General features: G+C 74.8%; 23 protein-coding genes and 1 other RNA gene. 11 read left to right on the top strand and 13 right to left on the bottom strand.

Annotated features, from left to right (window positions below; all coding sequences use genetic code 11):
• Positions 1-54: 54 nt before the first annotated feature.
• The 4 genes from PKE99_RS19170 to PKE99_RS19185 are packed head-to-tail and all read left to right on the top strand — an operon-like array spanning position 55 to position 5,148.
• Entirely contained in the window at positions 55-1,455 is a 1,401-nt protein-coding gene (locus PKE99_RS19170) for an FAD-binding oxidoreductase (protein ID WP_197040682.1), read from the top strand.
• Between the two features lie 2 nt (positions 1,456-1,457).
• On the top strand, positions 1,458-2,702 hold the full coding sequence (locus PKE99_RS19175; protein ID WP_037047352.1) for a class I SAM-dependent methyltransferase: 1,245 nt from the start codon (positions 1,458-1,460) through the stop codon (positions 2,700-2,702).
• Positions 2,703-2,723: 21 nt separating this feature from the next.
• Positions 2,724-4,157, top strand: a complete 1,434-nt coding sequence (locus PKE99_RS19180; RefSeq protein ID WP_037047350.1) for a WS/DGAT/MGAT family O-acyltransferase — start codon at positions 2,724-2,726, stop codon at positions 4,155-4,157.
• Positions 4,158-4,209: 52 nt separating this feature from the next.
• Positions 4,210-5,148 carry a GNAT family N-acetyltransferase gene (locus tag PKE99_RS19185; RefSeq protein ID WP_051737620.1) on the top strand — a complete coding sequence of 313 codons (939 nt, stop codon included), beginning with the start codon at positions 4,210-4,212 and terminating at the stop codon, positions 5,146-5,148.
• Between the two features lie 4 nt (positions 5,149-5,152).
• Here the strand turns inward: PKE99_RS19185 and PKE99_RS19190 are convergent, their stop codons facing one another.
• Both PKE99_RS19190 and PKE99_RS19195 read right to left on the bottom strand, forming a co-directional pair.
• Positions 5,153-5,959 (bottom strand): fructosamine kinase family protein, encoded by an 807-nt coding sequence (locus tag PKE99_RS19190; RefSeq protein ID WP_425566521.1) that lies wholly within the window; start codon positions 5,957-5,959, stop codon positions 5,153-5,155.
• A 5-nt stretch (positions 5,960-5,964) separates the two neighbouring features.
• Positions 5,965-6,423, bottom strand: a complete 459-nt coding sequence (locus tag PKE99_RS19195; protein WP_037047348.1) for a low molecular weight protein-tyrosine-phosphatase — start codon at positions 6,421-6,423, stop codon at positions 5,965-5,967.
• A 24-nt stretch (positions 6,424-6,447) separates the two neighbouring features.
• Here PKE99_RS19195 and cobC point away from each other — a divergent pair, with 24 nt between their 5' ends.
• From cobC to PKE99_RS19215, 4 genes are read left to right on the top strand one after another with little or no spacing between them, the layout of a single operon-like run.
• On the top strand, positions 6,448-7,566 hold the full coding sequence (gene cobC, locus PKE99_RS19200) for an Rv2231c family histidinol phosphate aminotransferase CobC (protein WP_063739782.1): 1,119 nt from the start codon (positions 6,448-6,450) through the stop codon (positions 7,564-7,566).
• Positions 7,567-7,586: 20 nt separating this feature from the next.
• Positions 7,587-8,717 (top strand): Nif3-like dinuclear metal center hexameric protein, encoded by a 1,131-nt coding sequence (locus PKE99_RS19205; RefSeq protein ID WP_306470743.1) that lies wholly within the window; start codon positions 7,587-7,589, stop codon positions 8,715-8,717.
• Positions 8,718-8,742: 25 nt separating this feature from the next.
• Positions 8,743-9,480 (top strand): zinc ribbon domain-containing protein, encoded by a 738-nt coding sequence (locus PKE99_RS19210; RefSeq protein ID WP_037047344.1) that lies wholly within the window; start codon positions 8,743-8,745, stop codon positions 9,478-9,480.
• Complete coding sequence (locus PKE99_RS19215; protein WP_037047341.1) at positions 9,477-10,151, top strand: histidine phosphatase family protein; 675 nt, start codon at positions 9,477-9,479, stop codon at positions 10,149-10,151. The genes PKE99_RS19210 and PKE99_RS19215 overlap by 4 nt, the downstream gene beginning before the upstream one ends.
• On the opposite strand, the gene PKE99_RS19220 is transcribed toward PKE99_RS19215, so the two are convergent.
• The 3 genes from PKE99_RS19220 to PKE99_RS19230 form a co-directional block, all read right to left on the bottom strand.
• Positions 10,148-11,383 (bottom strand): SLC13 family permease, encoded by a 1,236-nt coding sequence (locus PKE99_RS19220; protein ID WP_037047339.1) that lies wholly within the window; start codon positions 11,381-11,383, stop codon positions 10,148-10,150. The genes PKE99_RS19215 and PKE99_RS19220 overlap by 4 nt on opposite strands.
• The gene (locus PKE99_RS19225) at positions 11,383-12,144 is read right to left on the bottom strand and encodes a sulfite exporter TauE/SafE family protein (RefSeq protein ID WP_081924233.1); all 762 of its coding nucleotides are present in this window, start codon (positions 12,142-12,144) and stop codon (positions 11,383-11,385) included. The genes PKE99_RS19220 and PKE99_RS19225 overlap by 1 nt, the downstream gene beginning before the upstream one ends.
• Before the next feature lie 817 nt (positions 12,145-12,961).
• Entirely contained in the window at positions 12,962-13,324 is a 363-nt protein-coding gene (locus PKE99_RS19230) for a hypothetical protein (protein WP_231498261.1), read from the bottom strand.
• Between the two features lie 138 nt (positions 13,325-13,462).
• Here PKE99_RS19230 and rnpB point away from each other — a divergent pair.
• Together rnpB and PKE99_RS19240 are read left to right on the top strand one after the other, a co-directional pair.
• Positions 13,463-13,856, top strand: an RNA gene (gene rnpB, locus PKE99_RS19235) — RNase P RNA component class A.
• A 168-nt stretch (positions 13,857-14,024) separates the two neighbouring features.
• Complete coding sequence (locus PKE99_RS19240; protein ID WP_051737618.1) at positions 14,025-15,248, top strand: glucuronyl esterase domain-containing protein; 1,224 nt, start codon at positions 14,025-14,027, stop codon at positions 15,246-15,248.
• A 7-nt stretch (positions 15,249-15,255) separates the two neighbouring features.
• On the opposite strand, the gene PKE99_RS19245 is transcribed toward PKE99_RS19240, so the two are convergent.
• The 7 genes from PKE99_RS19245 to PKE99_RS19275 all read right to left on the bottom strand — a co-directional run bounded on the left by PKE99_RS19245 (position 15,256) and on the right by PKE99_RS19275 (position 24,741).
• The gene (locus tag PKE99_RS19245) at positions 15,256-17,145 is read right to left on the bottom strand and encodes a helix-turn-helix domain-containing protein (RefSeq protein ID WP_051737617.1); all 1,890 of its coding nucleotides are present in this window, start codon (positions 17,143-17,145) and stop codon (positions 15,256-15,258) included.
• Positions 17,146-17,236: 91 nt separating this feature from the next.
• Positions 17,237-19,183, bottom strand: coding sequence for a helix-turn-helix domain-containing protein (locus PKE99_RS19250; RefSeq protein ID WP_037047334.1), 1,947 nt, complete (start codon positions 19,181-19,183; stop codon positions 17,237-17,239).
• Between the two features lie 134 nt (positions 19,184-19,317).
• Complete coding sequence (locus PKE99_RS19255) at positions 19,318-20,559, bottom strand: LLM class flavin-dependent oxidoreductase (protein WP_037047332.1); 1,242 nt, start codon at positions 20,557-20,559, stop codon at positions 19,318-19,320.
• Entirely contained in the window at positions 20,556-21,338 is a 783-nt protein-coding gene (locus PKE99_RS19260; protein WP_051737616.1) for an SDR family NAD(P)-dependent oxidoreductase, read from the bottom strand. Before PKE99_RS19260 ends, PKE99_RS19255 begins: the two co-directional genes overlap by 4 nt.
• A 14-nt stretch (positions 21,339-21,352) precedes the next feature.
• Complete coding sequence (locus PKE99_RS19265; protein ID WP_037047330.1) at positions 21,353-22,126, bottom strand: alpha/beta fold hydrolase; 774 nt, start codon at positions 22,124-22,126, stop codon at positions 21,353-21,355.
• A 40-nt stretch (positions 22,127-22,166) separates the two neighbouring features.
• Entirely contained in the window at positions 22,167-22,958 is a 792-nt protein-coding gene (locus PKE99_RS19270; protein WP_037047328.1) for an SDR family NAD(P)-dependent oxidoreductase, read from the bottom strand.
• A gap of 199 nt (positions 22,959-23,157) precedes the next feature.
• A complete protein-coding gene (locus tag PKE99_RS19275; RefSeq protein ID WP_156067685.1) occupies positions 23,158-24,741 on the bottom strand; it encodes an ABC transporter substrate-binding protein in 1,584 nt (527 codons plus the stop codon).
• A gap of 176 nt (positions 24,742-24,917) precedes the next feature.
• Here PKE99_RS19275 and PKE99_RS19280 point away from each other — a divergent pair, with 176 nt between their 5' ends.
• Positions 24,918-25,586, top strand: coding sequence for a TetR/AcrR family transcriptional regulator (locus PKE99_RS19280; RefSeq protein ID WP_037047322.1), 669 nt, complete (start codon positions 24,918-24,920; stop codon positions 25,584-25,586).
• 50 nt (positions 25,587-25,636) lie between these two features.
• Here the strand turns inward: PKE99_RS19280 and PKE99_RS19285 are convergent, their stop codons facing one another.
• On the bottom strand, positions 25,637-26,866 hold the full coding sequence (locus PKE99_RS19285; protein WP_438865909.1) for a CaiB/BaiF CoA transferase family protein: 1,230 nt from the start codon (positions 26,864-26,866) through the stop codon (positions 25,637-25,639).
• Positions 26,867-26,927: the final 61 nt, after the last annotated feature.

Consider the following 26,927-nt stretch of genomic DNA (forward strand, 5'->3'; position numbering starts at 1 on the left):
GTGAGTGACGCAGTACCCCTGACGGACGCGCCTCTGCGGCGTTAGCGTGGCCTCGTGGGCACGATCGAGCGGGTGGGGGCGGATCCGGCGGCGCGTTCGGGGGCACGGCGGCGGCACGACGCCGTCGTCGAGGAGCTCCTCCGCGCCTCTCGCGCGGTCCCGGCCGGCACCCCCGTGCGGCTCGGCAAGCGGACGTCGAACCTGTTCCGGTTCGGCACGCACGCCGCGGAGTCGGTGCTGCTCGACACCTCCGGCCTCGCCGGGGTGATCGAGGTGGACCGGGCGGCGCGCACCGCGGACGTGCAGGGCATGTGCACCTACGAGGACCTGGTCGCGGCGACCCTGCCGCACGGGCTGATGCCGCTGGTCGTGCCGCAGCTCAAGACCATCACCCTCGGCGGCGCCGTCACCGGGCTGGGCATCGAGTCGACGTCGTTCCGGCACGGGCTGCCGCACGAGTCCGTGCTGGAGATGGACGTCCTCACGCCGGCCGGGGAGCTGGTCACGGCCGCCCCGGACAACGAGCACGCCGATCTCTTCGCCGCCTTCGCCAACTCCTACGGCACGCTCGGCTACGCCCTGCGGCTGCGCATCGAGCTGCTGCCGGTCAAGCCCTACGTCAAGCTCACCCACCACCGCTTCCGCACCGCGGAGGAGGCCACGGCCGCGCTGGCGGAGTTCGCCCGGCCGGACGGCCCCGCGGACTTCGTCGACGGCACGGTGTTCTCCGCGGACGAGCACTACGTGAGCGTCGGCCGCTTCGTCGACGCCCCCACGCCGGGCGCGCAGGTCTCCGACTACACCGGCATGGACGTGTTCTACCGGTCGCTGCAGCGCCGGCCCGTCGACCACCTCACGGTGCATGACTACCTGTGGCGCTGGGACACCGACTGGTTCTGGTGCTCGCGCGCCTTCGGCGTGCAGGTGCCCGCGGTGCGCCGGGTGTGGCCGAAGCGGTACCGCCGGTCCGACGTGTACCGCCGGCTCGTCGCGCTCGACCAGCGGTACCAGGCGTCGAACACCGTGCGGCGCGCCCTCGGCCGGCCCGAGGAGGAGATGGTGATCCAGGACGTCGAGATCCCGACGCCGCGGCTGCCCGAGTTCCTCGCGGCCTTCCACTCCCACGTCGGGATCGCGCCGGTGTGGCTCTGCCCGCTGCAGCTGCGCGGGGAGCGCACCTGGCCGCTGTACCCGATGGAGCCGCACACGCCGTACGTGAACGTCGGCTTCTGGTCGTCCGTGCCGGTGGGGGCGGACCGCGAGGAGCACAACCGCTTCGTCGAGAAGCTCGTGGCCGACCTGGACGGCCACAAGAGTCTCTACTCGACCGTCCACTACGGCGAGACGGAGTTCTGGGAGCGCTACAACGGAGCGGCGTACCGGGCCGTGAAGCAGCGATACGACCCGGCGGGGCGGGTACCGGATCTGTACACGAAGGTCGGAGGGGGAGCATGAGCATGCGGGTCGCGGAGGTGTTCGGGCACGTCATCGGGGCGGACGCGGCCATCCGGCTGATCGCCTACGACGGCAGCAAGTCCGGTCCGGACGACGCCGAGGTGGCGTTGCGGATCGAGTCGCCGCGGGCGCTGGCCCGGCTGGCGTCGGCGCCGGGCACGCTCGGGCTGGCGCGGGCGTACGTCACCGGCGAGATCGAGGTGGAGGGCGACCTCTACGCCGCCCTGTCCGCACTGTCCGACGTGACCCTCCACGGGGTCTCCAAGGCGGACTTCGCGAAGCTGCTCGCGACCCTCGGTCCGGTCTGGCTGAAGTACCGGCCGGCGCCGCCCGAGCTCGAGGCGCGCCCCCGCGGGCGGCTGCACTCGAAGTTCCGGGACAGCCAGGCGATCTCGCACCACTACGACGTCTCGAACCGCTTCTACGAGTGGGTGCTCGGGCCGTCGATGACCTACACCTGCGCCGCCTACCCGCGTCCCGACGCGACGCTCGAGGAGGCGCAGGAGACCAAGTACGACCTCGTCGCCCGCAAGCTCGCGCTGGAGCCGGGGATGCGGCTGCTCGACGTCGGCTGCGGCTGGGGCGGGATGGTCCGGCACGCGGCGCGGATGGGCGTGCAGGCGCTCGGCGTGACGCTGTCCCGGGAGCAGGCGTCGTGGGCGCAGGAGGCGATCCGGTGCGAGGGCCTGCAGGAGCTCGCCGAGGTCCGGCACCTGGACTACCGGGACGTCCCCGAGACCGGGTTCGACGCCGTCAGCTCGATCGGGCTCACCGAGCACATCGGCCGGAAGCAGCTCGGCTCCTACTTCCGCTTCCTGTACGGGAAGCTGCGCCCGGAGGGCCGGCTGCTCAACCACTGCATCACGCAGCCGCGCACCGTGAACAAGCGCAAGGTCGACCCGTTCATCGGCCGGTACGTCTTCCCGGACGGGCAGCTCGAGTCGCCCGGCCTGCTGATGACCGAGATGAACGACGCCGGCTTCGAGATCCGGCACGAGGAGAACCTGCGCGAGCACTACGCGCTGACCCTGCGGGACTGGGGCACCAACCTCGAGGAGCACTGGGCCGAGGCCGTCGCCGAGGTCGGCGTGGGCCGGGCGCGGGTGTGGCGGCTGTACATGGCGGCGTGCCGGCTCGGCTTCGAGCTCGACAACATCCAGCTGCACCAGATGCTGGGCGTGAAGCTGGGGGAGCACGGCGCGTCGGGCATGCCGCTGCGGGGCTGGCGCGCCGAAGGGGTCTGGTGACCGCGCACTAGGGTTCCGCCCGTGCCCGAGCGCCTGACGCCCCTGGACGCCTCGTTCCTGTTCATGGAGGAGCGCACGACGGCGATGACCGTCGGCGGGGTGATGACCTTCGAGACGGGGTCCGACGAGGACGAGCCCTTCGACGTCGACGCCTTCGTCCGGCTCATCGGTGATCGGCTCGCCCTGGTGCCGCGGTACCGGCAGAAGGTGCGCGAGGTGCCCGGGCGGCTGGGCCTGCCGGTCTGGGTCGACGACCCGGACTTCGACCTGAGCTACCACGTCCGGCGCTCGGCGCTGCCTGCGCCGGGGTCGGACGTGGCGCTGCGCGAGCTGGTGGGGCGGCTGCTGTCCCGCCAGCTCGACCGGTCGCGGCCGCTCTGGGAGATCTACCTGGTCGAGGGGTTCGAGGGGCACCGGCTCGCGATCGTCACGAAGACCCACCACGCGATGGTCGACGGGCTGGCCTCGATGGACATCGGCGCCGTCCTGCTCGACACCACGCCGAAGCCCCGCGAGGTCGACCCGGACGACTGGCGGCCGGCCCGCGAGCCGACCGGGCTGGAGCTGGCGGCGTCGGCGGTCGTGGAGAACATGCTGCGCCCGCGCAGCGCCGTCGACGCGGTCGCGCGGTCGGCCGCGGACCTGCGGCAGGCCGCGTCGTCCGTCCGCCGCTCCCTCGGCGGGCTGGCCGACGCCGTGCGCACGGCCAGCCGCGGCCGCCCCGTCGGCGCCCTCAACGCGCCCATCGGCGAGCAGCGCCGTTTCGGGATGGCCAGGACCTCGCTGTTCGAGCACCGGGTGATCCGGCGACGGCACGGGGCCGGCGGCGGCTCGGTCAACGACGTCGTGCTCGCCGTGGTGGCGGGGGCGTTGCGGCGCTGGTTGGTCAGTCGCGGCGAGCCGATCTTCGCCGACTCGGTGGTGCGGGCGATGGTGCCGGTGAGCATGCGCGGCCGCACGGGCGCCGCGACCTCCGGCAACCAGATCTCCGCGGTGTTCGTGGAGCTCCCGGTGGGCATCGCGGACACCGTCGAGCGGCTGCGGTCGATCGCCGTGCAGATGGAGGCGCGCAAGCGGTTCGGCCGGTCGGCGGGCACCACAGCCGTGGTCGGGCTCGCGGGGCTGACCACACCCGCCGTACACCAGATGGGTGCGCGGCTGTCCTCCCGGCTCTCCTCGCGGCTGTTCAACGTCGTCGTCACGCACGTCCCCGGGCCGCCGCGGCCGCTGTACGCCATGGGCGCGCGGATGCGGGACATGTTCCCGGTGGTCCCGCTGGCCCACGGCCAGGCCGTCGCCATCGGCGTGACCTCCTACGACGGCACCGTCTGCTACGGGCTCAACGCGGACCGTGACGCCCTCCCGGACGTCGACACCCTCGCCGCCGCGATCGACGACTCGCTCGCCGAGCTCAAGGAGGCACCGGCTGCCGAGGCGGAACGCACGTCCGGCTGAACGGTCCATCGCAGCCCTTCCCGCGGGCCCGGTGCGCGTGCATCGTTCGCGCATGGGTCCTCACCTGCGCCGCCGGGCGGAGTGCGAGATCCGGCCGCTGCGCGAACCGGACCTCGACGCCGCCGACCGGATCCAACGCCGGGCCTTCGCCGCCCTCGTCGGTGCCGACGACCAGCGGGACGCCGAGCTCGTCCGCACCCGCTGGGCCGCGCCGAACACGGCGGCCCTGGGCGCCTTCGCCGGCACCCGGCTCGTCGGGTCGGTGTTCGCCACGCGGTGGGGGAGCGTCGGGTTCGTGGGGCCGCTGTCCGTGGAGCCGGAGTGGTGGGACCGCGGCATCGGGTCGCAGCTCTTCGCCGCGGCCGACGGCGTGCTGCGGGAGTGGGGCGTGGTCCGCCGCGGGCTCTTCACCTTCGCGCACAGCCCCCGCCACCACCGGCTCTACCAGCGCTTCGGGTACTGGCCGCGGTTCCTCACCGCGCTGATGTCCCGGCCGGTGCCCGCCGCGCCGCCGGCCGTGGAGTGGGCGCCGGGGTCGGCACGGGACCGGGAGGAGCTCACGGCCGCGGCGGGGCGGCTCGCCGGCGCGGTGTACCCGGGGCTCGACCTCGCGGGCGAGATCGCGAGCGTGCTGGACCAGAAGATCGGCGAGGTCGTGCTGAGCGGGCCGGCCGCCGCGCCCACCGGCGTGGCCGTGGTGCACGACGGTGCGGGGTCGGAGGCGGGCTCGGGCGTGGCCTACGTGAAGGTCGGCCTGGTCCGGCCGGGCGTCGAGGCGGACTTCGCCGCGCTCGTCGACGCGTGCCTGGCCCACGCCGCGGTGCTCGGGGCGGAACGACTGGTCGTGGGGGTCAACACCGCCCGGCACCGGGCCTACCGGCACCTCGTCGGGCGCGGGTTCGTCACGGACGTCCCGGGCGTCACGATGCACGCGCCCAACGACGCCGGCTACGACCGGGACGACGTGTTCGTGATCGACGACTGGCGCTGAGCCGTCACGCGCGGAGGGCGGCGTGCGCGGCGGCCATCGCCTGGCTCGCGTAGCCGCCGCCGAACAGCACGGTGTGCACGAGCAGCGGGAACAGCTGGTGCAGCGGCACGCGCGAGCGCCAGCCCTCGGCGATGGCAGCCGCCTCGTCGTAGGCCGCCACCACGCGGTCGAGGTGCGGCAGGCCGAACAGCGCCAGCATCGCGAGGTCGGTCTCGCGGTGGCCGCCGTGCGCGGCGGGGTCGATGAGCCAGGCGCCGTCGGCCGACCACAGGACGTTGCCGGACCAGAGGTCGCCGTGCAGGCGCGCGGGCGGCTCGGCCGGCCCGGCGAGCTCCGGCAGCCGGGCGCACACCTCGTCGAACACCGCGGTGTCCGGCAGGTCGGCGCGCCGGACGTAGGCGAGGACCCGGTGCTCGGCGTACCACTCCGGCCAGGACTCGGCGGGCTCGTTGCGCATCCCCGTGGCGCCGATCCAGGCGTCGGCGGGGCCGCCGGGCGGGGGAGCGCCGAAGGCGGGGGCGCCGGCCTCGTGCAGCACGGCGAGCCGGCGGCCGAGGTCCTCGGCGGCGGCCGCGGTGGGGCTCCCGGCCGGCACCTCCTGGCTGATCAGCCACTCCTCGTCGGCCGCGTACACCTCGGGCACGGGCGGCCCACCGGGCACGGCCAGCCACCGCAGGCCCGCGGCCTCGGCCGGCACGGACGGGTCCCGCTTGACGACGGCGGCCCGCCCGTCGGGCAGGGTCACCCGGCGGACCCCGCCACCCCGCAGGGCACCCGGGTCCAGCCCGACCTCCGCGAGCGCGCCGGTCACGCGGGTCAGACCTCCTTGCGGACCCGCTCCAGCAGGCCCGGGACGGCGGCCTCGATCATGCGCAGCACCTCGTCGAAGCCGTCCGGGCCGCCGTAGTAGGGGTCGGGGACCTCGGCGTCGTCGGTGGACCCGGGGTCGAAGGAGCGGAGCATCACGACCCGGTCCGGCTCGGGGACGGAGTCCCGCAGGGCGCGGCGGTGGCCGTGGTCGAGGGCGACGAGGACGTCGGCGGAGAGCGTGTGCGAGTCGATCTGGCGGGCCGTGTGGGCGGTGTCGTAGCCGTGCCGCTGCAGGACCTCGGCCGCCCGCGGGTCCATCGGCTCGCCGACGTGCCAGCCGCCCGTGCCCGCGCTGGTCACCGCCACGCCGGCGGCCAGGCCGGCCTCGTCCAGGGCGGCGCGGAACACCTTCTCCGCCATCGGGGAGCGGCAGATGTTGCCGGTACAGACGAAACTGACATGCACCCCGTCACCGTAGGGTGCCCCGGTATGGAGGGCGTCCCGGAGCCGCCGGAGGAGATCAAGGCCACTGTGTCCGGATCGCGTGCCGTCGCCGCGCGTCCGGACCTCGACACCCTGCGTCATCACGGTGACGCCGAGGCCACGCCGGGGCTGGTCGACTTCGCCGTCAACGTCCAGGGCGACGCTCCGCCGGCGTGGCTGCGGGCCCGGCTCGCGGCCGCGCTCGACGACCTGGCCCGCTACCCGTCGGCCGGGCACGACCGGCGCGCCCGCGAGGCCGTCGCGCGCCGGCACGGCCGGGAGCCCGAGGAGGTGCTGGTGCTGGCCGGCAGCGCGGAGGGGTTCGCGCTGCTCCCGGGCCTGGCGCCGCGCCGGCCGGTCGTCGTGCACCCGGGGTTCACCGAGCCGGAGGCCGCCCTGCGGGGCTCGGGGCTCGCGGTGGACCACGTGCTGACCTCCGAGGCGGACGGGCACCGGCTCGACCCGGCCGCCGTGCCGGAGGAGGCCGACCTGGTCGTGGTCGGGAACCCGACGAATCCGACCGGGGTCCTGCACCCCGCCGCCGACCTGCGGGCCCTGGCCCGGCCCGGGCGGGTGCTGGTCGTCGACGAGGCCTTCGCCGACGCCGTGCCGGGGGAGCCGGAGTCGCTCGCGGCGGAACGGCTGCCGGGCCTGCTGGTGATGCGCTCGCTGACCAAGACCTGGGCGCTCGCCGGGCTGCGGGCCGGGTACGCCCTCGGCGACCCCGCCCTGCTCGCCCGGCTGGCCGCCCCGCGGCCGCACTGGCCGGTCGGCACCCTCGGGCTGGAGGCCGTGATCGCCTGCTCCGAACCCGCGGCCGTCGCCGAGTCGGAGCGGGTGGCCGGGGAGCTGGCGGAACAGCGGAGTGCGCAGGCGGCCGCCCTGCGCGAGCTACCCGGCGTCGAGGTGCTGCCCGGCGCGGCGCCCTACCTGCTGCTGCGGCTGCCCGCCGGACGCGGCGCGGAGGTGCGGGAACGGCTGCGGCAGAACGGGATCGCGGTGCGCCGGTGCGACACGTTCCCCGGGCTGGGGCCCGACCACCTGCGGGTCGCGGTGCGCGAGCCGGCGCGGGTGGCGCTCCTGGTCGAGGCACTGGCCGCGGCCCTGGTAGGTGTAGCGGCGTGAGCGAGCACCCTCCGGCATCGCTGGCCGATGTCACCGCGGCCCTCGAGGCCGCCTACCCGCCCGGCCTCGCCCAGGACTGGGACGCCGTCGGCCTGGTCTGCGGCGACCCGGCGGACCCGGTGCGCCGCGTGCTGTTCGCCGTCGACGCCGTGGCCGAGACGGTCGACGAGGCCCTCGCCACCGACGCGCAGCTGCTCGTCACGCACCATCCGCTGCTGCTGCGCGGGGTGCACGGGGTCGGCGCCGACACCCCGAAGGGGGCGTTGCTGCACAGGCTGATCCGCGGCGGCGTCGGGCTGTTCACGGCGCACACCAACGCCGACTCCGCCGATCCGGGGGTGTCCGACGCGCTGGCCGAGGCCCTGGGGCTGCGGGTGGGAGCGCCGCTGCAGCCGCAGCCGGACCAGCCGCTGGACAAGATCGTCGCGTTCGTCCCGACCGGCCCCGCGCTGCGGAGCGTGCACGAGGCCCTGTCCGCGGCGGGGGCGGGGGAGATCGGCGACTACAGCCACTGCTCGTTCGCCACGGCCGGGACCGGCCAGTTCCTGCCGCACGCCGGCGCCCACCCGGCGATCGGCGAGGTCGGGAAGCTGGAGCGGGTCGCGGAGACCCGGCTGGAGATGGTCCTGCCGCGGCACCGGCGGCGCGCGGTGGTCGAGGCGCTGCGCGCGGCGCACCCCTACGAGGAGCCCGCCTTCGACGTGTTCGAGCTGGCGGCGCTGCCGTCGGCGCGCGGGCTCGGCCGGGTGGGGGAACTGCCGGAGCCGGAGCCGTTGTCCGCCTTCACCGAGCGGGTGGCGGCGGCCCTGCCGCGGACCGCGTGGGGGGTGCGCGCGGCCGGGGACCCGGACCGCCCGGTCCGGCGGGTCGCGGTGTGCGGCGGTGCGGGCGACTCGGCGCTGTCCGCGGCGATCGCGGCCGGGGTGGACGCCTACGTGACCGCGGACCTGCGCCACCACCCGGCGTCGGAGCACCTGCTGGCGGGGTCGCTGCCCGGCCGCCCGACGCCGGCGCTGGTCGACGTCGCGCACTGGGCGTCCGAGTGGCCCTGGTGTGCGCAGGCGGCGGCCGTCGTCGAGAAGGCCCTGGGGGGTAGCGTCGAGACCCGCGTGTCCCGGCTCCGGACCGATCCCTGGACCCTCGGCGCGTGACCACCCGAGAAGGAGGACGAGGGGCGTGAAGGCCGATCCCGCCGCGCAGCGGCGGCTGCTGGACCTGGCCGAGGTCGACGCGGAGCTCACGCGGCTCGCGCACCGCCGCCGGGCACTGCCCGAGCACGCGGAGCTGACCGAGGCCGAGGCGCGCGTCCGGGCGGGCAAGGACGCCGTGGTCGAGGCCGAGACCGCGGCGGGCGACCTGGACCGGGACATCCGCCGGCTGGAGCGGGACGTCGAGGGCGTGCGGGCGCGCACCGAGAAGGACCGGGCGGTGCTCGCGGGTTCCGGCGTGAGCGCCCGGCAGGCCGCCGACCTGCAGCACGAGCTCGAGACCCTCGCACGCCGCCAGGGCGTCCTCGAGGACGAGCAGCTGGAGGTCATGGAGCAGCGCGAGGCCCTGGGCGGCAACCTCGACCACTCCCGCCGCGTGCTCGCCGAGGCCGAGGAGCACCTGCAGGCCGTGACCGGGCGCCGCGACACCGCGCTCGCCGACATCGACGCGGCCGAGGGCGGCCGGCGCCGCGACCGCGAGACGATCCTCCCGGAGCTGCCCGAGGACCTGCTCGCCGTCTACGAGAAGCGGCGCGAGCAGGGGCGGGCCGGGGCGGGGCTGCTGCGCGAACGCCGCTGCGGCGCCTGCCGCCTCGAGCTGGACCGCACCTTCCTGGGCCGGGTCAAGGCCGCGGCGGCCGACGACGTCGTGCACTGCGAGGAGTGCGGCGCGATCCTGGTCCGGACCGGGGAGTCCGGGCTGTGACGGCCTCGACCCCGTCGGGCTCCGCCGCGTGGACCGGGCAGAAGGGCGCCCCGACCCGGATGCTGCTGCTCCGGCACGGCCAGACGCCGTTGTCCGTGGAGAAGCGCTACTCCGGCCTGGGCGACCCCGCCCTGACCGAGCGGGGCGAGGCCCAGGCGGCGAGCGCGGCCGAGCGGATCGGCGCCCTCGGCGGGGTCGACGCGATCCTCACCTCGCCGCTGCTGCGGGCGCGGCAGACCGCCGAGGCCGTCGCCGCGGTCACCGGGCTCCCGGTGGAGGTGCGCGACGGGCTGATCGAGACGGACTTCGGCGAGTGGGAGGGCCTGACCTTCGTCGAGGCCCGCGAGCGCGATCCCGAGGTGTTCGCCCGGTGGCTGGGCAGCACGGAGGTCGCCCCGCCCGGCGGCGAGAGCTTCGCCGAGGCCGGGGTCCGGGTCGCCGCCGAGCGCGCCAAGATCGTCGCGGACTTCCCGGGCCGCACGGTCGTCGTGGTCAGCCACGTCACGCCGATCAAGCTGATCCTGCAGGAGGCCCTGGCCAGCGGCAGCTCGATCCTCTACCGGCTGCACCTGGACCTGGCGTCGCTCTGCATCGCGGACTTCTTCCCCGACGGCGGGGCGTCCGTCCGGCTGGTCAACGACACGTCCCACGTGCCCGGCGACCCGTCCTAACCGACCAGGCTCCACACCGCCCACAGGGCCGCGGTGGCGGCGGTCAGGGCGACGGGCACGGTCAGCAGGCCGACGACGGTGAACGTGCGCAGGCTCGGCGTGCGGGGCAGGACCCGGCGCCACAGCAGCGTGGCCAGCGATCCCACGTAGGTCAGGTTCGGGCCGATGTTCACCCCGAGCAGCAGCGCCAGGACCAGCGCCGGGTGCGGCGCCGGTCCCAGCGCGGCGATGAGCACCAGGGTGGCCGGCAGGTTGTTGACCACGTTCGCCAGCACCGCGGCCACCGCCGCGACCCCGAGCAGCCCGGTCAGCGTCGGCGCGTCCGGCAGGATCCCGGCCAGCCACCCCGCGAGCCCGTGCGTGGCGACCGCGGCGACCACCACGCCGAGCGCCAGCACGAACACGCAGAACAGCGGGGACGTCCCGCGGACCAGCCCGGCCATCCCGATCTCCCGGCGGACGACGGCCCGCACCGCGAGCACCACGGCGCCGGCCGCCGCCACCCACACCGGCTCCACCCCCACCGTCGACGAGGCACCGAAGCCCGCCAGCGTGAGGGCGAGGACGACGAGCGCGAACCGGGGCGTGCGCTCGCCGTTGCGCCTCGCGGGCACCGGGACGGACTCGCCGAGATCACCGCGGAAGAAGCCGCGGAGCACGCCGTACTCCACGGCGAGCGTGACCAGCCACGGCAGCAGCATCAGGCCCGCGAAGCCGAGGAACGACAGCCCCGACGCCTCGAACACCAGCAGGTTCGTCAGGTTCGACACGGGCAGCAGCAGCGAGCCGGCGTTGGCGAGGTGGACCGAGGCGTAGGCGTGCGGGCGCGCGGGGAGCCGCAGCCGGGCAGTCGTCGCGAGGACGACCGGGGTCAGCAGCACGACGGTCGCGTCGAGGCTCAGCACCACCGTGACCGCCGTGGCCGCGGCGAAGACCAGCCCGAACAGCCGTGGGGCCCGGCCCCGGGCGGCCACCGCGAGCCGGGCCCCGAGCCAGCCGAACACGCCCTCGGCGTCGGCGAGCCGCCCGAGCAGCAGGATCGCGGCCAGGAAGCCGACGGTCGGGCCCAGGTCGCCGATCTCGGCCACGGCCGCCGGGAGGGGCAGGAGTCCGAGCGCGACGACCAGGACCGCCGCGGGCACGGCCGCGGCGGCCTCCGGCAGCCCGCGAGGGCGCAGGACCGCCGCGGCCAGCACCACCGCGAGGAGTGCGACCGAGAGGGCGAGCGCCATCAGTCGAGGAGCAGGTACACGCCGACGGCCAGGCCGAGTACGACCACGAACCAGCGCAGCACGGCGTCGGGCATCCGGCGGGCGATCCGGGCGCCGAGATACCCGCCGACGAGCGTCGTCGGCGCGAGGATCGCGACCGCGGTCCAGTCCACCGGCGCACGGAGCGAGAAGATCACCACGGTGACCGAGGCGGCCACGAGCGAGAGCAGGCCCTTGAGCGCGTTGAGCCGGACCAGGGTGTCGTTGGCCAGCAGCGACAGCACCGAGATCAGGATGACCCCGAGCGCCCCGCCGAAGTAGCCGCCGTAGACGCCGGCGAGGAACACCGCCGGCAGCAGCCACGCGGTGCGGTCCGGCGCGTCGGGGTCCGGGGTGCCGATCCAGCGTTTCAGGTACGGGCCGAGCGCCATGACGACGCTGGCCAGGATGACCAGTGCGGGTACGACGGCGTCGAACACCGAGCCGGGCAGGACCAGCAGCAGGACGCAGCCGACCACCGAGCCCAGTGCCGCCATGATGCAGGTCAGGACGATGCGCCGGCGCTGTTCGCGCAGCTCGCGCCGGTTGCCGACGACGATCCCGACGTAGCCCGGCCACTGCGCGATCGAGTTGGTGACGTTCGCGGCCAGCGGGTTCAGGCCGACCGCCAGCAGCGCGGGGAAGACCAGCAGCGAGCCGCCGCCCGCGATGGCGTTGATCGCGCCGGCCACCAGCCCCGCGACGAGGAGGAAGACCAGCTGACCCGGCGACGCGCCCACCACGGCCGGAACAGTAGACGGCCGCCCGGCGGGCCGCTCGGCCGTCGTCCGTAACGTCCGGGTGCCGCAGGGGCGAGTTACTGCATTGCGCAACGGTCGGGGGGCGGGAGCACGATGGGGTGAGGTCCCGGAGCCGAGCGGGGCCGTGGGGGGAGTCCGCGATGACGCAGCGGTGGGGTGTGGTCCTGGCGACGGTGCTGATCCTCGCCTGGTGCGTGGTGCCGATCTGGCTGCTGCTGCACCGGCCCGAGGGCGCCACGCGCGCGGTGCGGGCGGCGGTGGCCGGGGTGGTCGCGGTCGTCGGGCTCGGAGCGCTGCTGGCGGCCTGGGTGGGGACCTCTTCCGGGGAGGGCACGCTGCGGACCTTCGTGACCGGTCCGACGACGGCGGCCCGCCCGCCGTTGGCCGCCCCCGCGCCGGCACGCTCGTCCACGGCCTCGTCGGCGGCCTCGTCGACGTCGCCGTCCGAGGGCGCGACCGGGGCCGCACCGGTCGAGGCCGGTCCGGAACAGCCCGCCGCGCCCCCGCCGGAGCGGGTCCTCGCGGACTCCGGGGACTCGTCGGGGGCCGCAGAATCTGCGGACTCTGCGGACTCTGCGGCGGACTCGCCGGATTCCTCGGACTTCTCGGAGACGCCGGCCCAGGCGGACACGGGCGACCAGGCACCGCGGCCGCGGGCCGCGGCAGTACCGGCCGACGTGCGCAACGACGCCCCGCCGGCACGGAGCTCGGCCGGGACCTCGGCCGGCACCGAGGGTGAGCCGGCGACCCGCCAGGCCGCCCCCGCCCGGCCGGCCGTGCCCGTCGCGGCCCGGCCCGTTCAGGGGCCCGCCCCGGTCCAGAACGCGGGCCCGACGGAGCCCACCGCCCCGACAGGCCCGAAGCCCGAAGCCCCCACGCCCTCGCCGACCTCCACCGTGCCCAGCTCGCCGTCGAGCCCACCGTCGAGCCCGCCGTCGAGCCCCACGGTGGCGCCGGCACCGACGCCGACGCCGACGAAGTCCCGACCGCCCCGGCCGTCCACCACCCCGACGGCTCCCGCGACGGAGGGCGACACGGCGGCATCCACCCGAACCGCCTCGTCCCCGTCCACCCGGACGTGGACCAAGAAGCGGGTCGCGACCACGCCCACCCCACCGGCGCCCGTGACGACACCGCCCACGCCGCCCACGGTGCCGCTCACGACGACCACCACGACCCCGCCGCCCAGCTGACGTCCGCGCGTCCGCCCAGGTCGGGGGAGTGTCTCCGCGCCCCGCGCACCGCCCGCGGACACGCGTGCAGCGCGCCGTGATCCGCGCGCTACGATCCGTGGCGCGGACGAGCTGGCCGGGCGACCGCGTCGGCATCACGCCGCCGAGGAAAGTCCGGACTCCGCAGGGCAGGGTGGTTGTCAACGGCAACCCGGGGCGACCCGCGGGACAGTGCCACAGAAAACAGACCGCCGTGCGCCCCCGGGCGCGCGGTAAGGGTGAAACGGTGGTGTAAGAGACCACCAGCACCCCGGGTGACCGGGGTGGCTCGGTAAACCCCACCCGGAGCAAGGCCAAGAGGCCTCCCCCGGGAGGCTGCGCAGGTGTTCGAGGACGGCCCGTCCGAGCCTGCGGGTAGGCCGCTCGAGCCTGCCGGCGACGGCAGGCCTAGATGGATGGTCGCCGAACGGAGCGCCGCGAGGCGCCCGGGAACAGGATCCGGCTTACAGGCCAGCTCGTCCGCCCCACGCCCCGGAGGAGACCCCGGGGCGCGATCACTCTCTCGGTACCTGCACGCGTCATCCGATGGATGGCTCTGCGCCGAGAGTAGTTGCCGGGTGATCACGGGTGGGTAGATTCCGCCTCGTGCGTACCCCGAGCCCCTCGCGTCACCGCGACCGACTGCACATCGTGACGAGGTGTGCGACGTCGCTGGTCGTCGTCGCCGCCCTGTGCGCCGGCGGCGGCTCGGCCGTGCAGCCGCAGCCGGTCCGGACGGCGGCCGTGACACAGGCCGACAAGACGGTGACGATCGACGGCGAGGACTACCCGAACCCGCTGCGGCTGCACAGCGGCGCCGCCGTCACCACCGCCGCGGAGTGGGAGAACACGCGCCGCGCCGAACTGCTGGCCGACTTCCGCGAGAACGTCTACGGGCAGAGCCTGCCCGCCCCGACGGCGCAGACCTTCGACGTCGCGACGACCGACTTCCCGGCCGTGACCCGCAAGATCATCACGATCACGGTCACCGGCCCCGAGGGCACCGGCAGCTTCGACGTGAAGCTGTTCGTCCCGAAGACCGGCGCCAAGCCGCGGGGCACGTTCCTGATGATCGACCACCGAGGCGAGGTGGGGGACGACCCGGACCGGTCGTCGGGGATCGCACCGGTGTCGACGATCACCGAGGCCGGCTACGCGTTCGCGGCGTTCGACGCGGGCGAGGTCGCTCCCGACGACAGCGGCAGCTACCGCAGCGCGATGATCGACCTGTTCCACCCCGCGGACCAGGAGCTGCCCGCGGACGCGGGCCGGGCCATCAGCGCCTGGTCGTGGGGGGCCAGCCGGGCCATGGACTACCTGCAGACGGATCCCGACATCGACCCCACGAAGGTGGCGGTCATCGGCCACTCGCGCAGCGGCAAGGCGGCGCTGTGGGCCGGGGCGCAGGACACCCGCTTCGCGGTGGCCATCCCGAACAACTCGGGCTCGACGGGCACCAAGCTCGCCCGTCGCGGCGACGGCGGCGTCGGCGCGGAGACCGTCGCGCGCATCAACGGCTCGTTCCCGCACTGGTTCCCGCAGACGTACAAGGCCTACAACGACCGCGTGGACTCGCTGCCGGTCGACCAGCACGAGCTGGTGGCGCTGATGGCACCGCGCCGGGTCGTCGTCGCGAGCGCCACGGACGACGCCAACGCCGACCCCGAGGGCGAGTTCCTGGCCTACGTCGCCGCGGCGCAGGTGTACGAGCTCTACGGGCTGGGCGACACCGGTCTGCCGTCGACGAGCTGGCGACCGCCCACGGACGAGGGGTTCCGCGGTCCGGCGATGAGCTACCACCTGCGCTCCGGCGGGCACGGCCTGACCGGTGCGGACTGGGACATCTACCTGAACGGCGACCTGTTCTCGCGGTGAGCGTCCCTCACCCCAGCGGCTCGCCCATCTGCCGGTTCAGCGCGAGGGCCAGCTGCATCTCGACGGCGCCGTCCGGTTCGCGCCACCGCGTCCCGCCGAGGACGGCCGTGATGCGCTCCAGCCGCTGGTAGACCGTGTTGACGTGGATGCCGAGCGCCCGGGCGGTCGCGGGCGGACTCTGGCCCGCCGAGAAGTAGGACTCGACGGTGGCCAGCAGGGTCGACCCGGTCGCGCGGTCGTACTCCGTCAGCGGGCCGAGGGTGCGGTCCAGCAGACCCCGGACCTGCTGGGTGTCGGCGGTCTCGAGCACCGTGCCCAGCATCCCGAGCTCGGACAGCGAGGCGCCCTGCCCCTCCCGGCCGAGGGCGAGCAGCAGCCGCTGGCAGCGTGCCGCCGAGCGGTGCAGCCCCCGCACCACCCGGGCGGTCGCGCCGGGTCCGGCCGCCCCCGCGGTGACGGGCTGCCCGCTCGCGGTGGTCAGCTCGTGCACGACGAGGCGGGCGGCGTCGTCGGCCTCGAGCCCGGGGAGGACCAGAACGACGGTGTCGCCGTGCGTCCCGGCCAGCCCGCCGTGGCGCTCCGCGATGTCGACGGCCATGCCGAGGAGCGGGTGGTCCGGTTCGGGGACCCCGGCCGGGCGCTCCCCGGCCGCGGGCCCGCCGGCGACGACCACCGTGTGCGGCCGGTCGAAGTCCGCGATGCCCGAGCGGGCCGCGCGCCGCTGCAGGACGGCCCAGTTCGGCGCGCGGTCGGCCAGCAGGTCGGCCAGCAGCTCGGCACGCAGCTCGCGGGCGACCAGCGCGGTCTGGCGGCCCATGACGAGCAGCAGCGCCGCCGTCTGTGCGGCGCGTTCGAGGGTGCGTTCGTCGGCGGGGGAGAGGGGGCCGGGACGGACGAGCCGCAGCCGGCCGAGCGACTCCTCGCCCACGCGGATCTCGACCTCGTGCGTCTCCCGGTCGTCGGCGCCGGGCTCCTCGTGGCACCCGGCGAGCACCGTGCCGTCCGCGGCCAGGAGCGTCGCACTCCCGCCGAGGACGCGCCGCACGGCGCGGACGAGCTCGGACACGTCCGTCCGCTCGAGGGCGAGCGGCATGAGCTGCTCGTGGGCGAACGCCGCCCGCTCCAGCGCATGCCGCTGGGCCGCGAGCCGGGCCCCGGCCTCGCGCAGCTCGGCGGTGACGGTCTGAGTGCGCTCGTAGAGCCGGGCGTTCTCGATCACCACGGACGCGTGGGCGGCGAGCGAGGAGAGCAGGGCGATCTCGGCCTGGTCGAAGTGGCGACGGACCCGGTTCGCGGCGAAGAGGGCGCCGATCACGGTGGTGCCGGTCTTCATGGGCACGCCCGCGATGCTGACGATGCCGTCGGCCCCGACCGCGGCCGCCACCAGCGGGTCGTGCCGGATGCGCTCGTCGACGAGGTAGTCCGGGGTCGCCAGCGCCTGCCCGGTCTGGATCACGAAGCCTCCGACCCCGTACCCGGGCCGCTGGCGGACGGCCCGGATGCCCTCGGTCCGCGTGCCGGAGGTGACCCGCATGTAGGCGTCGCCGGTGGCCGCGTCGACCAGGGCGATGTAGGCGGAGTCCGAGCCGAGCAGCCGCCGGGCCCGCTCCACGATCGCCCGCAGCACCTCGTCGCTGCTGCGCAGCGAGGTCAGGTCGCGGGCCGTCGCGTAGAGGGCGGCGCCCTCCCGCTCCCGGCGGCGGCGCAGGTCGAGCAGGTCGCGGACGGCCAGCGCATCGGCGGCGGCGCTCGCCGCGGCGGGCGAGCGCAGCCCGGCGACCGCGGCCGTGACGGCCTCGGCCGGAGCGTCGTCGGCGAGCAGTTCGACGACGCGGGTCAGGGTGTCGGCGACGGTCGTCGCCGGGGCCGGTCGTTCGGGGGACTGCAGGGGGGACATCGTCGGCCCTCCGGGACGTGGCACGGACTTGACGAACGATCGTTCAGATAGTGTAGGCGGCCGGGAGCGCTCCGATCAACGGTGCGCGGGCTCAGCCGGGGACCAGGTCCTCGAGGGGGATGTGGTCGAGGATCCGGTGCAGCTGCAGGGCGACCTGGACGCTCAGGGAGCCGTCCGGCTCGCGCCAGCGCCGATGGCCCAGCACCCGGTCGATCCGGTCGATCCGCTGGTAGACGGTGTTCGGGTGGAGCTGCAGCGCCTTCGCGGCGGCGCGCGGGTTCTGGCCCGCGGCGAAGTACCCGTCGAGGGTCCGGAGCAGCTCCGCGCCGTGCTCCTCGTCGTACCGCTGCAGGGGGGCGACCGTCTGGGCGAGCAGCGCGCGGACCTGGGCCCGGGAGGTCCCGTCGAGGATCAGGCCCAGCGCGCCGAGCTCGTCCGTCGTCGCACCCTCGCCCTCCCGGCCCAGGGCGAGCAGCAACCGGTGACACCGGTCCGCCTGCCGGTGGGCGGCCCGCAGCTCGCGCGCGGAGGCGGCGGGCCCGGCGACACCGGCCGTGACCCGCGCCGACGTCGCGCGGCTCAGCTGTTCCGGGACCTCGCGGGCCGCGACGGCCGGGTCGACGCCGGGCAGCAGCACCACGACGTGCGCCCCGTGCTCCAGGGCGAGGCCGCCCCGGCGGGACGCCTGCGCGGAGGCCGCGCGCACCAGCGACCGGCGCCCGGAGCCCTCGGCCGTCACGACCAGGACCGTGTGCGGGCGCCGCAGGTCCAGCCCGCGCGGCCCGGCGCGGCGGGCCCGGCGGTCGAAGGCGGCCCAGTCCGGTTCGCGCTCGGCGAGCAGCTCCTCGACCACCTCCCCGCGCAGCCGCTGCTCGGTGAGCGACACCTGCCGTTCCATGAGCAGCAGCAGGGCCGCGGTCTGCGCCGCCCGCTCCAGGATCCGCACATCGGTGTCCGGCACCGGCCCCGCGGCCTCGAGGACGAGATGACCGAACCGTTCCCCGCCGGCGCGGATCGGGGCGGCCCACCTCGTGGGGCCGACGCGCACCGCGCCGGTCGCGTCCGCGGCGAGCCCGTCCGTCGGGTCGGGCGGCGGCACGGAACCGGGGCCGCCGGGCCGGGCCGCGGCCTCGAGCACCGCCCCGTCCGGGTCGACGGCGGCGACGTCCGCGTCGAGCATCTCGGCCACCGCGCCGACGAGGTCGGCCAGGTCGGCCCGGTGCAGCGCCATCGGGATGAGCCGCTCGTGCGCGGCGCTCGCGCGCTCGAGGGCCTCGCCGTGCCGGGCGAGCTCGGCGTTCGCGTCGCGCAGGCGGCGCGCAGTGGCTTCCGCGTCGCCGAACAGCCGCGCGTTCTCGATGACGATGGACGCGTGGTCGGCGAGGGCGGAGAGCAGCGAGATCTCGTCGCGTTCGAAACCGCGTTCGTGCCGGTTGGCCACGAACAGCGCGCCGATGACCTCGTCGCCGAGCCGCATCGGGACCCCGGCCATGCTCACGATGCCGTCCTGCACGACCGCATCGGCCACCGCAGGGTCCCGGGTGATGCGGGGATCGGCGAGGTAGTCGCGGGTCGCGAAGGGTTCGCCGGTGGCCACCACCATCCCGCCGACACCGGTGCCCTTCGGCTGGCGCACCGACTCGATCGCCCTGGTCACCGTGCCGAGCGTGATCCGCATGGCGACGTCGCCGCGGACCGGGTCGACGAGCGCGAGGTAGGTCGCGTCGGTGCCGAGGAGCTGGCGCGACTGCGCGACGATGGCGTTCAGCGCCTCGTCGACGTCCCGCAGCGCGGCCAGCCCGCGGGCGGTCTCGAGGAGGGCCTGGGTCTCCTTCTCCCGCCGCCGGCGGCGCTGGAGCCTCGTCCGCACGATCGCGCCGCGCCGCAGCGCGTGCAGCAGGGTCTCCCGCCCCGGCCCGGGTTCGCAGGCCTCGACGAGCTCCGCCAGCCGGTGGAAGGACTCGTCGGGCGCCTCCGTGGCGAGCAGGCGGAGCAACCTGGCGAGCGTCTCCTCGACACTGAGGTCCTCGTCGGGCACGGATCCCTCCGGCTACCGGTGGCTGATCGATCGTTCAGTCACCGGCAGCCTACGGAGCGTGCACCCCGAGCGGGATCCCACGAACAGCCCAATCCGGGCGACGGCTGCCGCAGACCGTGACGAGGCCGCGTCCGTCACACGGGCGCGGGCGCCCCGAACTTCGCCGCCACCCGCTCCTGGCTCACCTTCGGGGTCCAGCGGTCCTCCTCGTCCGCCCAGACGTCCCGGAGCTTCGGGATCACCTGCGTGCCGACCAGGTGGTTGTTCTTCGCCGCCACGTCCTCGGGCAGGTTCCCGACGTGCATGCACGTGATGAGCTGCCCGATCCGCAGGTCCGTGCACAGCGCCCGGACCCGCTGCTCGACGCGCTCGGGGGTGCCGGCGATGATGTAGCCCAGCTCGTCGTACTCCCAGAAGCTCAGCTCGCCGCGCTGCGCCTTCAGCCGCTCCTCCGCCGAGATCGTCTTCGCGCGGGTCAGGTTCTCCCGGATCGAGGCCTGGGAGGTGTACCCGGGCGGGGTGGCCTGCCAGATCGCCGTCGGGTTCTGCCGGTAGAAGTACTTGACCGCCTCGGAGTACTGGCGCTCCGCCTCCTCGTCGGTGTCCGCACAGCAGATGACCTGGGTGAAGGCCATCCGGTTCGGGTTCATGTTCCCGCCCGTGGCCTCGGTGTGCTCCCAGAAGCCCTTGACGATCGGCTCGGCGGACTGCCGGCCCGAGAAGGAGAGGTAGCCGTAGCAGTAGTCCAGCGCGTTGACCACGTCCCAGGTCTCGACGCTGCCGCTGCCCGGGATCCACACCGGGATCTCGTCCTGGACCGGCCGCGGCCACGGGTTCACGTACCGGAGCTGCGTGTACTTCCCGTTGAACGCGAAGGGCTCCGTCGCCTTCCAGGCCCGGGTGATCAGGTCGCGGGCCTCGTGGAACCGCTCGCGCAGCTCGACGGGCGGGACGCCGTAGGAGAAGGCGCTGTCCATGGGCGTGCCGAACACGATCCCGGCGATGATCCGCCCGCCGGAGAGCGCGTCGAGCATCGCGATCTCCTCGGCCACCCGGATCGGCGGGTTGTAGAGGGCGAGGGAGTTGCCGCACAGCGCGATCGCCGCGTTCTCCGTGGTCGCGGCCAGGATCGAGGCGATCAGGTTGGGCGACGGCGTCATCGCCAGGGACGTCTGGTGGTGCTCGTTGAGCAGCAGCGAGTCCCAGCCGAGGCCGTCCGCCTGCTGCATCAGCCGGATGTAGGTGTGGTAGTCCTCGCCGACCTGGCGCGGGTCCGCGTAGGCGGCCGGCGGGGTCACCCAGGAGCTCTCGACGGTGTCGCCGTACTCCGGCGGCAGCTTGCTGTAGTACTGCTGGGCGAACCAGTGGAACTTCACTTCTGCGTCTCCAGGGTGCGGTTGGCGGGTGCGGTGGCCATGGCGCCGCCGTCGACGCGGTAGGTCTCGCCGTTGACGAAGGCGGACTCGTCGGAGGCGAGGAACAGCACCATGTTGGCGATGTCCTCGGGCTCGCCGACGCGCGGCGAGGCCACCCCCTCGAGCGCGCGGACCGGCAGCTCGGGCACGGCGTCGAGCAGCTGCTGGGTCCGGATCACGCCGGGGGCGATGGCGTTGCAGCGCACACCGTCCTTGCCGTGCTGGGCCGCGACGAACCGGGTGAGGCCCACGACCGCCGCCTTGGTCGTGCCGTACGCGGTGAGGGCGGGGCTGCCGCGCAGCCCCCCGACGGACGCCATGTTGATGATCGACCCGCCGCCGTTCCGGACCATGTGCGGCAGCGCGAACTTGCACATCAGGAAGATGCTGCGGACGTTGGTGGCGAACGCCCGGTCCCACATCTCCAGGCTCGTGTCGATCACGGAGCCGTCGGTGAACCAGGCGTCCGGCCCCACGAGCGCCGCGTTGTTGTGGATCACGTCGATGCGGCCGTGCCGGTCGACGACCGCGGCCACGAGGGCCTCGATGGACTCCGCGTCGGTCGCGTCGAAGTGCAGCGCCTCCCCACCGATCTCCTCGGCGACGACCTTCGCCCGGTCGAGGTCGATGTCGGCGACGACGACGCTCGCGCCCTCGCGTGCCAGCGTGCGGGCCGTGGCCCGGCCGATGCCGGCGGCACCGCCGGTGACCAGGGCGATCCTGCCCTCCACTCGTCCCATGTGGATCCCCTCCCTCAGCCGGCCAGGAACGCGGACACGGCGGACACGAACTCGTCCTCCTGCTCGACCATCGGGTAGTGCCCGGCGGCCTCGATGCGGTGCAGCCGTGCGTCCGGGATCAGCCGCACGAACTCCTCGGCGTACGAGACGGGGAGCAGCCCGTCGGAGGTCCCGTGCACGACGAGCGTGGGCGCGTCGATCAGCGGCAGCCTGCGGCGCAGCCCGCGGTCGGCGATGGGCCACATGAACTTGGTGGCGGACCCGAGGTTGCGGGCCGAGAACAGGATGGGCGCGTGCGGGTCGTCCGGGTCGGGCACGAAGTTGGTGGGCTCGACGTCCGGCGGCCCGGCGTGCCACTTCGCGGCCTTGACCTGGTCGGCGGGCCCGAACGGGTCGAGCGTCGGCTCGTCGTCGAGCCAGAGGCCGTAGGCGTTGACGAGCACGAGGCGGCGCACGAGCTGCGGGGCGATCGCGGCGAGCTCGGCCGCGAACATCCCGCCCAGCGAGTGGCCGACGACGTCGACGGACCCGAGACCCCACGACTCGACCAGCTCGCGGTAGAACAGCGCGACGTCCTGGACGTCGGTGAAGTGCTCGAAGCCGGTCGAGTTCCCGTACCCGGGCTGTTCGGGCGCGAGCACCCGGTGGTCCGTGGCGAGCCGCTTCAGGAACCCGGCGCCGCCGGGATGGCGCTCGTACCCGTGCAGGTAGAGCAGCGGTGTGCCGGCACCCTCCTCCCACAGCTCGACGTCGAACGTCCCGATGTTCGGGATCTCCAGCGTGGTCATGTCGCTCCCGGTTCGTGAGCAGGTTCTGGTGTGGAGCAGGTCAGAAGTCCGGGCCGAGCCCGCCGATCGGCGGCATGCCCGAGTGGGCCCACAGCCCGCCGTCGGCGACCAGGTGGGTGCCGGTGACGAAGGACGCCTCGTCGGACGCGAGGAACAGCACGGCGTCGGCGATCTCCTCGGCCCGGCCGTACCGGCCCATCGGGATCGCCTCCCGGATGTCCGACCAGATCTGCGGGGCGGCGTCGTGGAGCCGGTCCATCGGCGGGGTGCCGATGGGGCCCGGGCAGACCGCGTTGCAGCGGATGCCCTTGCGGGCGTACTCGATCGCGGTGACCCGGGAGAGGTTGACGACGCCGGCCTTGAGCACGTTGTAGGCGCCCAGCCCGTAGTCGCCGGCGAGCCCGGACACCGAGGCGGTGTTGACGATCGCCCCGCGGCCCTGCGCCAGCATCGGCACCAGCGCGACCTTGATCGCGTACCAGTAGGCGACGAGGCTCGCGTCGAGCGAGCGCCGGAACCCCTCCAGCGAGAGGTCGCCGACACGGCCCGGCTCGAAGGCGACGTGGTTGTTGTGCAGCACGTCGAGCGCCCCGTGGCGGTCCAGCGCGAACCCGATCAGGGCGTCGATCTCCTCGGGCCGCGAGGCGTCGCAGACCCGCGCCTCGATCGTCCCGCCCGCCTCCCGGACCTCGGCCGCGACCTTCTCGGCCGCCGCCTCGTCGATGTCGGCGATCACGACGGCCGCGCCCTCCCGGGCGAAGGTCCGCGCGGTTGCCGCGCCAATGCCGGAGCCGCCGCCGGTGATCACCGCGACCTTGCCGTCGAGCCGCATGCCGGGCCTCCCGTGCTGGTGAGATGGGGTGCGGGGCCGGTCCTGACGAGCGTCGCCCCGCACCGAGTCTGCGATCGGCGCGGGGGAGGGACAACGGACGGATGCCCACCCCTCGGGCGGGATCCGTGGGTGTTCCTCCACCCGCGCCGCCGCGGTGGCCCGGCGGGGGTGCGCCCCGTCCCCACCGGGCCCGTCGGCGTCAGCCCGCGGTGACCCCGACGCCGTAGAAGGTCGGTGCGTAGGCGGGCCGGTAGCCCTCCGGGAACACCGCCTTGTCCGTCCATGCCGACGGCGGGTAGTGCGCGTGCAGCGGGAAGCTCTTGAGGATCTTCTTCTCCTCCTCGATCATCCGGTGCATCGCGGGGAGCCGGGCGTCCCGGGTCGCGCCGCTGAGCGCGTCGAGCCACGCCTTCTCGAACTCCGGGGTGGTGGTGTTCCACGGGTTGGCGTACTGGCCCGGAAGGCTCGCCTGGTACACGGTGGTCGGGTCCTGGAACGGCGCGCCCATGCCCGGGAAGGCGTTGCCCTCCTGGCGGCCGTAGAAGGTCTGCGGCGTGGTGGGCGACTCGATCACCCGGGTCGTGGCGCGCAGCCCGGACTCCGCCAGCATCGGCACCAGCGCCTCGGCCACCGCGCGGTGGTCGTCGAGGCTCGGGACGAGCATCTCGAAGTCGACGCCGTTCGGGTAGCCGGCCTGCGCGAGCAGCTGCCGGGCCTTGGCCGGGTCGTAGCTGTAGTCCGGGTTGTCCGGGGTCACGGCCTGGTCGAAGGCCCAGTAGTCGGGCGGCATGTACTGCGCGACCGGCTTGCCGAGGCCGAAGAACACGCCGTCGACGATCGCCTGGCGGTCGACCGCGTGCTGGAACGCCTGCCGCACCTCGAGCTTGTCGAAGGGCGGCTTGCCGGTGTTCATGTACATCGACATGATCGACAGGCTCTTGGACTCGGCGGTGTTGAGCCCGGCCCCCTTGGCCTGGTCGGCCTGGGACGGGTCCAGGTAGGTGAGCTCGGCCTGGCCGGTCTGCAGCATGTTCAGCCGGGTCGGCGCCGAGGTCTGCACGTAGATCTCGTAGTGCGCGGCCTTCGCGGCCTCCGGGTCCCAGTAGCCCTCGGTGCGGTCGTAGCGACTGACCTGGCCGGGGACGTAGTCGACCAGCCGGGCCATCCCGGAGCCGACCGGCTTCTGGTCGAGGTCGGGGTTCTTCATCGCGGCCGGGCTGATCATGCTGCCCGGGGTGCCGCTGAACAGCGCGGGGAGGTTGCCGCCGGGGCCGGACAGGTTGATCCGGACGGTGGTCGGGTCGACGACGTCGGCACCGGCGACGCGGGCCATCGCGCCCTTCTGCGTGCTGCCGTCGAGGGTCTTCATCCGCTCGATGTTCGCCTTGACTGCCGCGGCGTCGAACTTCGTGCCGTCGGAGAAGGTGACGTCGTCGCGCAGCTTCATGACCAGCGCGGTCTCGTTGTCGACGAACTCCCACGAGGTGGCGAGCTGCGGCACGAGCTCGCCGTTCTCGTTCTCCCGGATGAGCTGGTCGTAGACGAGCCGGAAGAAGATCATGTCCCACGGGTTGGCGGACTTGTGCGGGTCGAACGTGGACGGGTTCTGCACGAAGACGTAGCGGAACGTGCCGTTCGGGTCGATCGTCCCGCCCCCGGACCCGCCGGTTCCGCCGGAGCCGGCGGTGCCGCCGCCGCAGGCGGCCAGCACCACCGCCAGGACGGCCAGCAGGACCGCCACCACTCTCGAACGGGTGCGGCGCAGCGTCGTTGCTGTGGTCACACGGGTCTCCTCGTCTGAGCGGGCCGGGGAAGCGCGGGGCGCCGGACCACCCGGGTCCGCCCGCGCACAGGGACGTCCGCCACTGTGACCGCGGGCACGTCGGGGGACAACGGAAGTCCGACCAGCCGTGGGCCGCGTCGAATGGGCGGACGCACATCGGGTGCGATACTCCGGCCATGTCGACGAGTCCCGGAGCGGACGGGGCCGCGGACCGCGCCGGCGTCCCGGGCGGCGCGGCCGGGGCGCCCGCGCGTCGGGCCGGCCGCCCGCGCGACCCCGAGGTCGACCACAAGGTGCTCGAGGCCGCCCTGGAGGTCTACGCGGACCTCGGGTGGGCCGGGTTCAACTTCGAGGCGGTCGCCCGCCGCGCGGGTGTCGGCCGCCCCGCCCTCTACCGCCGCTGGTTGTCCGCGCGGGCGTTGCTGGTCGACGCGATCGAGCGCTCGGGCACCCGGATCGACGTGCCCGACACCGGCTCCGTGCGGGACCAGCTGGTGGTGCTCGCCCGCCAGCTCCTCGTCGAGTACCTGGGGGCGCCGGGGATCGCGGGGCTGCGGCTGCTGGTCGACGCCCGCACCCATCCCGAGGTGTTCGCCGACCTCTACGCGCGCCGCAACGAGGAGCGCGTGCGTGCCGCCCGGGCGATCGTCCGCCGCGGCATCGCCCGGGGCGAGCTGGCCCCGGGCACCTCGCCGACCCTCGTCCTCGACGCGGTGTGCGGCGCCATGCTCAACCACGCCCTCGCCACCCCGGACCGGCTGCGCAAGGTCGTGATCGCGGGCGGCGAGCGGTACGCGGCGGAGCTCGTCGACCTCGTGCTGGAGGGACGGCCCGGCGCGGGCTGAGGGGCAGGCCGAGGGCGCGGGCTCGAGCGCCGGCTGCGCGCGGAAACAGCTCAGCCGTTCCGGCGGGACTCCAGCACCCCGGACTCGACCAGCTCGTCGATCCGCTGTTCCGGCATGCCCAGCACCCGGCCCAGCACCTCCTCGGTGTGCTCGGCGCGCAGCGGCGCCGGGCGCAGCCGCGGCTCCGGCAGCCTGCGGAACACCGCGGGTCCGTTGACGGTGGGCAGCACCTCGTCGAGCTGGGGCTGGTGCAGCAGCCGGAAGTAGCCGCGGGCGCGCAGGTGCGGGTCGTCGGCGTGGTCGACCAGCCGCTGCATGGCCCCGGCGGGGATCCCCGCCCGCTGCAGCAGCTCCGCCACCTGCTCGGGCGGACGCGTCCGGGTCCAGGCCGCGACCCACGCCCCGATCTCGCCGCGCCGGGCCCGCCGTCCCGCCGCCGTCCGCAGGCCGGGATCGTCCGGCAGGTCGAGGACGGCCCGCAGCCGGGCCCAGTCGGCGTCGTCGCGGACCGCCACGACGCACCACTCGTCGTCGCCGGCGCAGGGGAAGGGGCCGCGCGGGGCGTCCGGGCCGGTCCGTGCCCACTCGACGCCGGAGCCGGGCACGTGCGACTCGAGGGCCAGCACCTCGGCGAGCTGGGCCAGGATGGTCTCGGCCTGGGACACGCTGACGCGGCGCCCCCGCCCGCGTCGCGGCCGGTCGAGCACCGCGGCCAGGGCGGCGAGGGCGCCGAGGCGCGCGGCGACGTGGTCCGGGTAGACCGTGGCACCGTCGCCGAACGCGCCGCCGTCGGCCGGGTCGTGCCGCCAGAGCGCGCCGAGTCCCGTCGACGCGCGGACCAGCGGCCCGTACCCCATGCGGTTGCTCCACGGGCCGGTCGCGCCCAGCGCGCTGGAGTCGACCACCACGATCCGCGGGTTGACGGCGGCGAGGTCGGCGTAGCCGAGGCCGAGCGACTCCATCGTCCCCGGCCTGAAGTTGGTGAGGACCACGTCGGACTCGGCGACGAGGGCCCGGAACACCTCGGTCCCCTCGGGACGGCGCAGGTCCAGCCCGAGCCCGAGCTTCCCGCGATGGCCCCAGACGAACGACGGGGTGATCGGGGTGTCGGTGACGGTCTGCCGACTGCCGTCCGGGAACGCCCGGTTCTCGATCTTGATGACCTCGGCACCCTGGTCGGCGAACAGCCGGCCCATCTCGGCGCCGACGACGATGACCCCGAGGTCGAGCACGCGCAGGCCCGCGAGCGGGGTGGCGGGCAGCGGGGGCGCGGGCCGCACCCACTCGGTCAGGACCTCGGCGGTGTGGGCGCCGAGGGCGGGGGCCGGGGTGCGCAGGCCC

Source organism: Pseudonocardia halophobica (assembly GCF_027922425.1).
Taxonomy (GTDB): domain Bacteria; phylum Actinomycetota; class Actinomycetes; order Mycobacteriales; family Pseudonocardiaceae; genus Pseudonocardia; species Pseudonocardia halophobica.

Coding starts and splice junctions, on each gene's coding strand:
- PKE99_RS19175 (WP_037047352.1), top strand. CDS start 1,458: ATGCGGGTCGCGGAGGTGTTCGGGCACGTCATCGGGGCGGACGCGGCC.
- PKE99_RS19185 (WP_051737620.1), top strand. CDS start 4,210: ATGGGTCCTCACCTGCGCCGCCGGGCGGAGTGCGAGATCCGGCCGCTG.
- cobC (WP_063739782.1), top strand. CDS start 6,448: ATGGAGGGCGTCCCGGAGCCGCCGGAGGAGATCAAGGCCACTGTGTCC.
- PKE99_RS19220 (WP_037047339.1), bottom strand. CDS start 11,383: ATGGCGCTCGCCCTCTCGGTCGCACTCCTCGCGGTGGTGCTGGCCGCG.
- PKE99_RS19245 (WP_051737617.1), bottom strand. CDS start 17,145: ATGTCCCCCCTGCAGTCCCCCGAACGACCGGCCCCGGCGACGACCGTC.
- PKE99_RS19260 (WP_051737616.1), bottom strand. CDS start 21,338: ATGGGACGAGTGGAGGGCAGGATCGCCCTGGTCACCGGCGGTGCCGCC.
- PKE99_RS19265 (WP_037047330.1), bottom strand. CDS start 22,126: ATGACCACGCTGGAGATCCCGAACATCGGGACGTTCGACGTCGAGCTG.
- PKE99_RS19270 (WP_037047328.1), bottom strand. CDS start 22,958: ATGCGGCTCGACGGCAAGGTCGCGGTGATCACCGGCGGCGGCTCCGGC.
- PKE99_RS19280 (WP_037047322.1), top strand. CDS start 24,918: ATGTCGACGAGTCCCGGAGCGGACGGGGCCGCGGACCGCGCCGGCGTC.